Here is a 12,608-nt window from a genome sequence, read left to right as displayed (position 1 = left end):
GTTGGACGAAGGAATTTTGGAGCATAGACTCTGTGAGACATGGGAGGGTTGACCTCCATGAGACATGTGGACATCCACCAGTGCAACCATACTTTTACTAGGTAACCACTTTTTGGATAGGAGTGGTTAGGCAGTTAAGGACTTTTTTTCTCTGACACTCCAAAAATATCCTTATTTTCAACTTACATCCATAGCTTTGATGTCTAATTAAAATAAACCATGATGAAATCTTAAGAAAAAGCTAGAAATCCAGAGTTATTCCTTTCTTTATAGAGGGAGGATTGTTGAATAAGAAGATTTTGGAGGTGCTTATGTATACATACGATTCATTCGAAACCTTAGGAGCATTCACATTATTAAGACCTATTTTTGTCACGTTTATTATTACAGCTTTGCTTATGTTTTTTATTATCATTTTTCCTAAAATAAGGCTAAAAATGGTGAGTGGTCTTTCTGTGGTGGGATTATCAATAGTGTCGGTAATTGCATCTGCACAATTGCTATACTACGATGCAATAATTGTAGATGAACTTGGTTTAGGAGGAGATGTAGTTACTACCTATATGTTCTTGGTAATTTTAATCCTTGGATTTGTTAACCCAATTACCTTTTATATAAGACGTAAAAACATCGCAAATTAATCTTCGGCAAACGGGGGCGATTACTTAACAAAGTGTCGCTTCTTCTTATTAAAGTAAAGGGCAGGATTGTGGAGTAAGGAAGGAAATTAAGTGATTCACCTTGAATGGTATGTTATTCCAGAAATGTACAGTTTAATGGAATATGTGACTGTGTAAGTTTGTGATGGATAGAAATTAGACGGTGGTAGGAGATGAATATGTGGACTTAAATATTTTTTTGGCTTTTGGTGCAGGGTTTTTCTCATTTATATCTCCGTGTTGTTTACCTCTTTATCCTGCATTTTTATCTTATATTACAGGAATGTCGGTGGGGGAGTTAAGAGATAATTCCATACTAAATCGTAGTGCAATGCTTCATACCTTTTTCTTCTTGCTTGGGTTTTCTATTATTTTTGTTGTTCTAGGATTATCAACATCAATTATCGGTAGTCTTTTTTCTCAATACAAAGATCTAATTCAAAAGATAGGAGCAATTTTAATAGTGTTTTTTGGTTTGGTTGTTGTTGGCATTTTGAAACCAAAGTTCTTAATGATGGATAGAAAAATCACATTTAAAAATCGTCCTTCAGGGTATTTAGGTTCCGTTTTAATTGGAATAGGATATGCTGCTGGTTGGACACCTTGTGTTGGACCAATATTAGGTGCCGTTATCACTTTAGGTTTATATACCGGGCAGGGTTTAATTTATATGATTGCTTATACATTTGGTTTTTCAATACCATTTTTTTTAATGTCATTTTTCATTGGAAATTCTAAATGGATTAAAAAATACAATAGAAATATAAACCAATTTGGTGGGTATGCAATGATTTTTATGGGCGTGTTTTTATATTTTGGTTGGATGACTAAAATAACAAATTTCTTATCAAGTTATGTATTTAGGGGGTTTACAGGTTTCTAAGAATTCTTATTACGGTGTAATTAGGCTGGTCTTTCACGATATCTATGCAGCGTGAATGTTCCAGGACAAACTTTTATAATCGGGCGCTTATCTGTAATTGATTTTAAGCAATCGAGACAGTTTAGCATTCCTGTAGTGAGTTAATTTCAACTTTGAAAAAAAGAGGCCCCCTCAGTAAGATGAAATAGACACCAATCTAAACCATCTTAAGGAGGAAGCTCTACTATGAATTTTAAAATGCAAAACAAACAAAATCAACTGATTGAAAAAATTACAGATCACCATCTTGTTGTGGGTGTAGATATTGCTCAACACTTCCACGTTGCCAGAGCTGTAAACTACCGGGGTATTATAATAGGTGATCCTTTGACATTCGAAAACAGTGAAGGCGGATTTACAAAATTTCTTCAGTGGATTGATTCCCTTAAACGTATATATAAACTAGGAAAAACCACCGTCGGGATGGAACCTACCGGTCATTACTGGATGAATCTATCAAAATGGTTATCTGAAAAACGTATAGAGGTTGTCACTGTAAACCCTTATCGCGTAAAAAGAAACAAAGAAAACAGAGATAATACTCAATCAAAAAGCGATAAAAAAGATGCACTTGTGATTGCTGATATGGTGAAGAATGGTTACTATACAATCGTTTATTACACGCCAGAATCATTTGAAAAACTTCGTGTCCTCATGTCAAATCGGGACGTGGTAAACAAACGACGTGTGAGTTCAATCAACCAGATTAACCGATGGGTCGACATTGTCTTTCCTGAGTTTCGAGACGTATTTAAAGACGTGACTAGTAAAGGCGCCATCGCAACGCTTCGCTTGTTTCCTACTCCACTTGAACTTCGTTCATTACAGGCCGATGATATCGTGAAAGGATGGAAAACAGTTATGAAGAGACATGCCGGAACTGCCAAGGCTCATTCATTGATCACTCTTGCAAACCGATCTGTCGGCACTCAATCAGCTCTTAACGCCCATAAGTTCCATTGAAGCAGTTACTAGAGGAATACGATCTTGCGACTGTCCAACTTGAAGCCGTTGAACAAGAGGTAACAAATGTGCTTATGCAGGTACCTTTTGCTGAAAAGATGCTTGCCATTAAAGGGATTCACACCATCACATTAGCTGGAATTCTCGGTGAATCAGGTGATTTAAGTGGATTCGCTCACGGTAATGCTCTACTTCGCCATGTTGGGCTGCATCTCTCCGAAGCGAGCTCTGGTAAATGGAAAGGACAAATTATTTTGTCCAAACGAGGAAGGTCCCGACTGAGACGGTTCCTGTTTATTGCGACGATGAGCCTCATCATGAATAATCCTGAATTTCAAGCGATTCATTCTAAAAATGTGAAGGTGAAAAAAATGAAGAAAATAAAATCCGTCATGAAGTTATGCGGTAAACTCGCTAGAGTTTTGGTAGGAATGGCTAGAAGTGGTTCTGAATATGTACCAGAGAGAGTATTCCCAATCACTCAAGAAGCAGCATAAAAATAGCCATTTGAGTAGATGTTCGCGAGTATTGGCTTATTCGTAGGATTTCAAAGAAAGCATGGAGTACTGGATGTGTTAAACAAAAGGGCAATGACCCGTTAGGTTAGCAAAACCAGCCTCCACCCCTTGGATAGGCATGACGAAGGAATGAAAGGGCATGTCAACATGACCCGTTGAGACATGGGAGGGAAAGCCTCCAGGGGCATCGTGGAGTATGCGTGCAGCATATGGAATATTATAGGATTTATATTGAATCCTCTGTTTCCATCTGCCTTCACATTGTCAAAACGGTCATAACCCCTTTTATTCATTCATTCATATTCTATCAAGTGGATTGAAATCCTGCGAATAAGCGAGCATTCGAGAGAAATACTCATCTAGCAGAGGGAGTTTAACAATACTTTAAAAATTCAAGTAATCATATAAATTATAAAATTCAGATGCAAAAGTGATAAGTCTTGTTATCCCCCTGAGGTTTTTATCATATTGCATATATAAAAGGAGAAAAGTTTATGCGAAATATTCCAATTTAACTTCCCTGTTTTTAAAGACAATTTAGAAATGGGGGATAAATTTGAAATCAAATCGAAACTTTCTTTTTTTAATGCTCGGTCAATCACTAGCTAATATAGGTGATGTGCTATACATTGTCGGTGTTATTAGCATAATTTATAGTTTAACCGAATCAGCTACCGCATCTGCTTTCGTTCCGTTTACCATTACTTTTTCTATGTTTATTTCAAGCATTTTAACACCACTGCTAATAGGTAAGTTTAACTTGAAACATTTATTAACTGGTTCGCAAATAGGAAAAACGGTTTTTTTATTTGGATTAGGCATTTTTTTGACTGTAGGTGTAGATTCAAGTAACTTTACATTAATATTTTTAGTGATTGCTTTGATTGCTCTCCTTGATGGTTGTGCAAATCCAATTAGACAGACTTTAATTCCATATTATGTGGAAGAGGATAGCTTAGTCAAAGCAAACGGAATAGCAGAAACAATTACCCAGTCTATTCAAATAGGGACTTGGTTTTTTGGAAGTATGCTATTAATTGTATTCAATCCAAACCAGCTGATTTGGATAGTTATTGTGCTATTTGTTTTTTCGAGCATCATATTAGGTGTATTGAAAAATGTGGAAAACAAAGATGAAACGCAAGAAAAAAAGTGGACACTATTAACACAAGGATGGCAAACGATTAGTAGTACACCCCTGTTAAAAACAGTGGTTCGTATGGAGTTTTTTGAAACTATCGCTGGCTCCGTTTGGATAGCAGCAATATTATTGGTTTATGTCGAGCAGGCATTAAAGGCACAAGAATATTGGTGGGGTTTTATCAACGGTTCTTTTTTTATAGGGTTAGTAGTAGGAAGTTTATTATGTATTAAATTTTCCATATTTGTAGATAAAAATCGTAATGTTTTTATAATTACAGGAGCCTTTATGTCGTGCGTTTTTACGATTGTATTTGGATTGACGAGTTTCCCTGTAATCGCATTGATTTTGTCCACCTTAATTGGTCTTTTTGGGCAATTAAAAAATATTCCTCAACAAACAGTCGTTCAGACATCCGTACCAAAAGAACAATTGGCAACTGTGTATACTTCCCTTGGTACAATTGGAACAGGTACATTCGGAGTTGCCTCGCTAATAATGGGTATTCTTTCTGATTATTTCGGCGTCCGTAGTATTTTTATTCTTTCTGGGGGTTTACTGGCGGTAGTTAGCATTATGGCTTTAAAGAGTAAGGATTTGTTTAGACAACAGTTGAGAAAGAATAACATATAATTTTTGGCAAGAGGGGAGAGTATTTTACTCCTCTCTTTTATTAAGCTAAACAGGGGCTTTTTGAACGCCCTTTACTTATCAATGGTTTTGTCAGAAATTATCTAAGAAAGAGAGGTTGTTATGAGAGATAGAGCTTCTGCTGTTCTTATAGAAAATAACAAAGTTGCTTTAATAAAACGAATAAGAAATGGAATAACTTATTATGTCTTTCCAGGTGGAGGAATAGAAATAGGCGAAACGCCTGAGAAAGCAACAAAAAGAGAAGCGTTTGAAGAGTTAGGAATCGAGATATGCGTGAATGAATGTATTGCAGAAATTGAGTTTAATGGAAAGCAGTTTTTCTTCTTAGGAGAAATTGTTGGTGGCACTTTCGGCACCGGACAAGGTCTAGAGTTCACAGATAACGAAAGAGCTAAGGGTTCCTATATACCTATGTGGATAGACATTAAAGAACTTTTTTACATTAATGTTAAACCTAAAGAAGTTGCTGATAAAATACAGGCCTTATTCAATTAAAGGGGGCATTAATGGCATTAATAAAACTGTAGAACTTTACTTTAGAATGAAACATAAATGCTAAACAATCGTATATAAGTTATACATAATAAATGAATGAGAAGGTGATTATTTTGAATATTGGTGACTTAATTTTTCAATTTTTAAGTTATGCTTATCTTTTAATTATAGTCTTAATACTTGTTTGGTTTTTCCGAACCAACAATAAAACAAAGGCACGTATTAAGAGCCTTGAAGATAAAGTGGAAGCTATAAAGAACAGTGAAAACAGGGATAAATAGGACCCTGTTTTCACTGTTTTTTATAAAGCAATTAAAATAAACGCTATTCTACAATCGGGGGCGATCGCTTAACAAAGTGTCGCCTTTCTTATTGAATTAAAGGGCAGTTTAACGGAGTAAGTGGATTCTGAAGTTCTTCTACAAAAGGGCCAGATTCTTGAATAACTTATTGAGGAAATATTGGCAATTTGAGATGATTATTATTAAGTTAAAGGGATGTTAAGCGTACTATGTCAAATTTAGGAGTGAATAAATTGATTGAAACTCAGTATGATCCAAATTGGTTAAGGTTAGGGTTTCCAGATGCTCCAGATTCTAATTCATCGGGTCACAATATAGGAATCGTAATCATCGACACCTTAAAACCACATCAAAGTATCCAACATTTAAAAGAACGGCTTATATACATTACTGTTCATGACGATTTATCGATTAAAGTACAGATGCCTGCATTTGAGGAACCGGCAGAAATAAAAAACTTTGAAGATGAACACGGATTATTAACTGTCCTTTCTTTAGCCCATCAACCTTGCAAAATCAATGGTAAACTTCATACAGGAATATCTCCCGCAGCAACCTTCTTAGTACTAAACCATGGAGCATTTAGAGAAGGAGAAGGAGAGAGACTACAAAAAGGAATCAACTGGCTTTTAGAGAAACAAGAACAATGGAATATAAAGATTGTTTTAAGTATGGGATGGCATGCTTTAGATAATACTCACTTGTTAAAAAATACCCGATACAATTCCACGGTAAAAGCACTGGCCCCAGTTTTAGAAAAAGACATTCTAGTGGTATGTTCGAATGGAAATTCTAGAATAACGAATATTAGACCACCTGTTGAATATTTAGCTGTAGGCGGTTATAACGATCGAGGTTCCGCTGATTTAAAGCAACATGTCCCTCATACCGATGAACCATGGGGACCGAATGGGGATGGACATATGAGACCTGATATTTTAGGACCAAGAACGTATTTACCCGTACCTATTCATAAAAAAGATGGCTCTATAGGATCTGTGGCCTTTTATGGCGGAACAAGTGGATCCGGAACTTTAATAGCAGGTATTTGTGCATACTTATTTTCAAAGTTTCCACATATCGACATTCAATTACTTAAAAATGTTCTAAAGGAACTGGGAGATTATATAGATAACTATGATAACCCTGCACCAAAAGTCAATGTTTCAAAAGTATTAAAAGCCTTGGAAACAGGGTATTCAAACAATGTTCCTCCTCAAATAAAAAGGCCAATTACTGTAGAAAATCCTACAAATTCATTACAATCGAAATGCGAGATAGAACGAGCTTTAGCTCTATCATATCTAGTAGAACACTCTCTCTGCAGCAGGAAAGACTTATGGATGTATACATTAGATCCCTCAAGTATCGTTAGAAACATTGCTGTTTCAGGATTACATAAACCAGCAAATTCGGAAGAAAGAGAAAAATTCTGGGCCCAATTACAGACAGAAAGTGAAGGAGGTGTGAGAGGGATATATATGTATGGCCTTCTTCAAGATGCTCCAGCAAACGAAATTGAATCTTGGATACCTTGGGCAAAAGATGAAAATTTGTCTGTACGATGGTGTGTAGACAAATATCTATTAAAGTCATCGGAATTTCCAAAATTTGAACTTACACCGGATCCAGATTTAATAGCTGAAAAAGCAAATGCTTTACATGAAGCCTATAAACAATACAAAAAGGAAAAGTTACAATTAAAAGAAATTAGAACGGGTATATAAGATGAATTAAGTTATTTTGAACAAATTCCATGTTTCGGTTATTCCGTTAAAGGGCGCTTTTCTTCGATAAGACAACATAAATGATATTCCACAATCGGGGGCGTTTCTTCAATAAGAGGAAACGCTTTTTAAATACTGCTAAGGGGAAGTTTTGTTTAATAACCAAAGTCTAAAAGGGGTACAGTCAGGAAAATGCGGATTTACAACGGTAAGAGTTTTGAGACAAGTCGTATGAGACTTTAAGAATCCTTATTTTGCACGATTTTATGTCTGTCTCAATAGACTCTACTCTATTGGAATTGTGAAGTGATACACTTAAACTAACGGGGCAGTTTAGCATTCCTGTAGATCGTTAAATATCAGGTTTGAAAAAAATAGAGCCCCTCAGTAAGATACGAGTATAGAGTCCAATCTAACTCAGAGTCTTAAGGAGGAAGCCCTACTATGAATTTTAAAATGCAAGACAAACAAAATCAACTAATAGAAAGAATTTCCGATACACATCTTATTGTTGGTGTGGATATCGCTCAACAACTACACGTTGCCAGAGCAGTTAACTTCCGTGGAATTGTAATTGGAGACCCTATTACATTTGAAAATAATGAAGAGGGGTTCGTTAAACTATTAAACTGGATTAAAGATTTAAAAAGAATAAAAAACTTAGATGCAGAAATAGTAGGTGTGGAGCCTACAGGGCATTACTGGATTAACCTATCAAAATGGTTATATAACCAAAATATTGAGGTAGTAACAGTCAATCCCCACTTAGTAAAAGGAATAAAGAAAATCGTGATAAAACTCAATCTAAGAGTGATAAAAAAGATGCTCTCGTTATCGCGGATATGGTCAAAAACGGCTATTACTCCTTTATTCGCCCATCATCAGAATCATTTGAGAAGCTTAGAGTGTTAATGTCTAATCGTGATGTGATTGTAAAACGTCTCGTAATGTCTATTAATCAAATAAATCGATGGGTAGATGTTGTCTTTCCAGAGCTGAGACAAGTGTTTAAAGATGTTTCGTGTAAAGGTGCCATCGCAACCCTTCGTTTGTTTCCAACTCCATATGAAATATCTTCAATGGAGCAACTAGATGTCATGAGGGGATGGAAGTCATTAATGAAAAGACAACCAGGACCTAAAAAAGCTCAATTACTGATCAATCTAGCAAAATCTTCTATTGGAACTGGACAAGCACTTGATGCTTATAAATTCCATCTAGAACAATTATTAGAAGAATATGACCTCGCTGTAAAACAACTCGAAAGAGTTGAACAACAAGTTAATGAAGTTCTCAACAAAATACCATTTGCAAAAAAACTACTTATGATTAAAGGAATAAGTGAAATTTCATTAGCTGGGATACTAGGTGAGTCAGGAGATCTAAGTGGATTCTCTCACGGAAACTCTCTATTACGTCATGCGGGATTACATCTAGCAGAGGCAAGTTCAGGCAAATGGAAAGGTCAGATTGTTATTTCAAAGCGTGGAAGGTCAAGACTACGACGCTTCCTCTACTTAGCAACTATGAGCCTTGTGATGAATAACCCTGAGTTTAAAGCAGTCCATTCCCATAATGTGAAGGTAAAAAAGATAAAAAAAATGAAGTCAATAATGAAACTGATAGGTAAACTAGCAAGGATTTTTGTAGGAATAGCACGACGAAACGAGTCTTACTGTCCAAATAAAGTCCAAGTATTATCCCCTTTAGCAGCATAGAAATAAAACATTAGTTATATAAAATGTATCATATAAAATAGTTAACTTTAATTTTGAATGTTGTCTTATTCGTAGGATTTCAAATATGTACGGAGTACCAGGTTTCTTCAACAAAAGGGCACTGTGACCCATCAGTTTAGCATAACTGGCCTCCACCCCTTGGATAGGCATGACGAAGGAATGAGAGGGCAATTGACCCGTTGAGACATGGGAGGGAAAGCCTCCAGGGGCGGCGTGGAGATGTGCATTATATGGTAAAATATGGAGTGGTAGCTGACTCCTTTATTTAACTATGCCTTCACGAAGCCAAAATGATCTGAACTCATTTCATTTACACGTAATCCAATTACAAGGGGTATGAAATCCTGCGAATAAGTGAGCATTCGAGAGAGATTCGTATCAAACTGAGGGAGTTGAAGATAACTTTTGGTTGAGAAGTTCGGCTAACACTTGTTGTAGAAATTGCACGGCTGTGGCATTAAATCGTTGATTCAGTCCCTCAGGACTGATGAGCACTTCTGTTGATGCTTCTAAACAGCTACATAACTGAGTTAAAGAGGTTTTAGCGACATTTAGACTCATCCATACACATAAAGCGACTAAATCTTTTTCTTGGTACTTACTGGTTCGTTGTACAAAACCAACATCTCTAGCAAGATCTCGTAAGAAATTTGGAGATAAGAAGTTTTGAATTTCTTGAGCAAATAGTTGTAATTCATCAGATACAGAAATAGACATACAAAAACGCCATCCTTTCCTATGAGTCTACAGAAAGAATAGCGTATTTTTTTCATTTTAGGGGGTATTTTGTTTTGTTAGCTTGATAGCGATGTGGTGGGACCCCAGTAACTAAAAAATCTACTCCACTAATTTTTGAACTGAACTACAATGCCCTGAAATAACTTTCAATTCATTTTTATCCATACGCCAAACTCTTGTATAAAACAGTTCATCTTCCATATGTTCTCCAGCAAAAATTGCCTTTACTTTAGCCTGTGTAATTGTAACAACGGCATCTTCTAATGGAATTACCTTTTGGTTTAAAAAGTTAATTTCAGTGATATTCAATATGCCTGACCTATGAGCTTCAATATCAGCTTCCTTTGTAAATATTTGTCCAAAATGAGAAACAAAAGTAAGTTCATCACTGATAAGTTTATCAAGACTTTCTACATCCCCATTTACCATTGCCTTCCGCAATCTTTCTTCATATTCATAAATAACATTCTCTTCCATCTTAACACCTCTATGTAAAAATTCACCTACTATAATGTTATTTCTTTTCATGACTATCAATGTCCTCTTTCATTCGTTAAATGTGAAATATTTTATTTCACATAACTCCCCGTTTGCTCAATAAGCCTTCCTTCATTAAATGGCCCTTTAATAAATGCTTCGGAAGTTAACAACTTTATTTGTAATCAACAGCTTTAAGGACGGAAGTTACGCCGCGTGACGATAAAAAAGTACATGTATGTTCGAAATGAAATGGTATGTAGAGGAACGAAAAAAGACACCTTTGCCAGAGTCTTTTTTTCATTGAGATCAAAGGGTGTTCGCGTCGTCCCCATTCGCATTCTTCATAAATTCGATATGCTTAAATCCCCACCCGCACATGTCGGTCAAAACCGAACTTAACGTTCTTCCGTGATCGGACAAAAAATATTCAACTTTGGGCGGAATCTCTTGATACACTCGGCGTACGATGAGTCCGTCCCGTTCCATCTCACGAAGCTGATTGGTGAGCATTCCTTGAGTGACATTCGGAAGCAGACGTCTCAATTCCCCGAACCGCTTTGTGCCTTGATGCAGTAAAATAAACAAAATGAGTGGCTTCCATTTTCCTCCGATCACCTGCAGAGTGGCCAATATCCCCTGTGTCTTATTAGAATCGCGAATTTCCTCTCGCATCTTACCATCTCCCGATCACATGATCTTTACCTTCTTAGTTGTAATTTTATCAAAGTATCCAGAATGAAAACAGTACGATGATTTATCATACTTAGTACGGTTTACCGTACTACCTACCAACATCAGGCGACGTCTATTGTACGTTTCACAGGACCTAGTCTGAAAAAAAAGCGTACTTTGCAAAAATGAAATTCCGCATAATAATGGGGGTGTAGATCACGATGCTACGAAAAATGAGAAAGGATGATCGTTATGAAAATTATGGTTATCGCTGCACATCCCAATCTAAATAATTCCAGGGCCAATCAGGCGTTGGCACGAGAGCTGAGAGCTCACACCGACATCTATTTTCGTGACCTCTATCAGGAGTACCCCAATTGGAATATCGATGTGGAGAGGGAACAACAATTGCTGCTTCAATATGACCGGGTTGTGTTTCAATTCCCCTTTTATTGGTATAGCTGCCCTCCTCTTTTAAAAAAGTGGTACGATGATGTATTGACGTTTGGCTGGGCTTTTGGACCCGGAGGCGATAATTTGAAAGACAAAGAGTTTATGGTCGCAACGACGACAGGCGGTACGGAAAGGCAATACCGTTCGGGGGGTTACGACTGGTTCACGATCAGCGAATTATTAAGACCAATACAAAGTACCCTCACCAGATGCAACGGCACCTATCTTCCCGCATTCGTCACCTATAATGCGAACGAAGGCACGAATGAATATCTCGAGCAAGAGGCTAAAAAGTATGCAGAACATATCCAAACTTCCATGGGTGTGCTTATCCATTAATTTCTATGTGCCAAATAACATGATGATTAGTTGTCGCCTAAAAGAGAACTAGTGTTCTGTATAAAAAGTTCTTTACTGGAACAGGCTATTGTTCTTCAAGAAAAGGGCGCAATTGTTGAATAATTAAATCCTAATTTCTCATTTATATCACTGAGAGATTGGGATTTTTAATGCTGGAATATCCTTAACGTTGTAAATCCGCGTTTTGCTGGCGGTACCCTATTTATGTAAAGACTGTTAATTTTCTGTGCTTTTAAATCTCTAATAATATCTAAAAATACCTGCTTATATTTTTTTTTATTTTTCATAAAACCACTCCTGAAATGTTTAAAATTGGAATCGCTTATTTACTGTCTGCAAAAACGTCTGGGTTAAAGACAAATTCACTAAGTAATGATAAAAGGACAGCCACAGGAGCTGAAATAATAATAGCTAGTAATATTTCATATAAATATCTCATTTGTTTCTTCTCCCTATCCTACTCAAGAATCCTGCCCAATTCCAAGCTGAATGGGCGAAAACTATGTGCTGCAATCGCCCCCATTAATTAAAAAAAGCATTTAATACAACTTTTCCCCAATACAAAAAGCTCATTGTGAAAAATACAAATGCAAATGTAGTTAAAGCTTTTGGCAATCTGCTGTAAAAGTATATTAATGCTATTCCAACAAATATATGAATTAAAGCAAAAAGGATAATACTCATTCGGGTCACCTCTTACTTTATTATACATTTTATCCAATTAGGGGTACCGCCAACTATTTATCACATTTCCCACGCTAAGGCTAAAACCCTTGAATGGCTTA

General features: G+C 36.4%; 9 protein-coding genes and 3 pseudogenes. 8 read left to right on the top strand and 4 right to left on the bottom strand.

What is annotated here, in order from left to right; all coding sequences use genetic code 11:
• Window positions 1-311: 311 nt before the first annotated feature.
• The 7 genes and pseudogenes from LIT25_16110 to LIT25_16080 all read left to right on the top strand — a co-directional run bounded on the left by LIT25_16110 (window position 312) and on the right by LIT25_16080 (window position 9,099).
• On the top strand, window positions 312-641 hold the full coding sequence (locus LIT25_16110) for a hypothetical protein (protein ID USK32132.1): 330 nt from the start codon (window positions 312-314) through the stop codon (window positions 639-641).
• 199 nt (window positions 642-840) lie between these two features.
• Entirely contained in the window at window positions 841-1,542 is a 702-nt protein-coding gene (locus LIT25_16105) for a cytochrome c biogenesis protein CcdA (protein USK32131.1), read from the top strand.
• A gap of 225 nt (window positions 1,543-1,767) precedes the next feature.
• Window positions 1,768-3,041 (top strand): annotated as a pseudogene (locus LIT25_16100) (IS110 family transposase).
• Window positions 3,042-3,618: 577 nt separating this feature from the next.
• Entirely contained in the window at window positions 3,619-4,836 is a 1,218-nt protein-coding gene (locus tag LIT25_16095; protein USK32130.1) for an MFS transporter, read from the top strand.
• A gap of 120 nt (window positions 4,837-4,956) precedes the next feature.
• Window positions 4,957-5,352, top strand: coding sequence for an NUDIX domain-containing protein (locus tag LIT25_16090; GenBank protein ID USK32129.1), 396 nt, complete (start codon window positions 4,957-4,959; stop codon window positions 5,350-5,352).
• A gap of 535 nt (window positions 5,353-5,887) precedes the next feature.
• Window positions 5,888-7,381 carry a S8/S53 family peptidase gene (locus LIT25_16085; protein ID USK32128.1) on the top strand — a complete coding sequence of 498 codons (1,494 nt, stop codon included), beginning with the start codon at window positions 5,888-5,890 and terminating at the stop codon, window positions 7,379-7,381.
• 444 nt (window positions 7,382-7,825) lie between these two features.
• A pseudogene (locus tag LIT25_16080) lies at window positions 7,826-9,099 on the top strand (IS110 family transposase).
• A gap of 411 nt (window positions 9,100-9,510) precedes the next feature.
• Here LIT25_16080 and LIT25_16075 read toward each other — a convergent pair.
• From LIT25_16075 to LIT25_16065, 3 genes and pseudogenes are all read right to left on the bottom strand, one after another.
• A pseudogene (locus LIT25_16075) lies at window positions 9,511-9,837 on the bottom strand (IS4 family transposase).
• A gap of 120 nt (window positions 9,838-9,957) precedes the next feature.
• Window positions 9,958-10,386: a nuclear transport factor 2 family protein gene (locus LIT25_16070; protein ID USK32127.1), complete on the bottom strand. Its 429-nt coding sequence runs from the start codon at window positions 10,384-10,386 to the stop codon at window positions 9,958-9,960.
• Between the two features lie 258 nt (window positions 10,387-10,644).
• Complete coding sequence (locus LIT25_16065; GenBank protein USK32126.1) at window positions 10,645-11,010, bottom strand: helix-turn-helix transcriptional regulator; 366 nt, start codon at window positions 11,008-11,010, stop codon at window positions 10,645-10,647.
• Between the two features lie 252 nt (window positions 11,011-11,262).
• On the opposite strand from LIT25_16065, the gene LIT25_16060 reads away from it, so the two are divergent.
• The gene (locus tag LIT25_16060) at window positions 11,263-11,802 is read left to right on the top strand and encodes an NAD(P)H-dependent oxidoreductase (GenBank protein USK32125.1); all 540 of its coding nucleotides are present in this window, start codon (window positions 11,263-11,265) and stop codon (window positions 11,800-11,802) included.
• A gap of 167 nt (window positions 11,803-11,969) precedes the next feature.
• On the opposite strand, the gene LIT25_16055 is transcribed toward LIT25_16060, so the two are convergent.
• Entirely contained in the window at window positions 11,970-12,110 is a 141-nt protein-coding gene (locus tag LIT25_16055; GenBank protein USK32124.1) for a hypothetical protein, read from the bottom strand.
• Window positions 12,111-12,608: the final 498 nt, after the last annotated feature.

Origin of the sequence: Bacillus sp. F19 (genome assembly GCA_023823795.1) — a bacterium.
GTDB lineage: Bacteria > Bacillota > Bacilli > Bacillales > Bacillaceae > Bacillus_P.
Note: the sequence above shows the minus strand (reverse complement) of the source record. Positions and strands in the feature narration are given on the sequence as shown.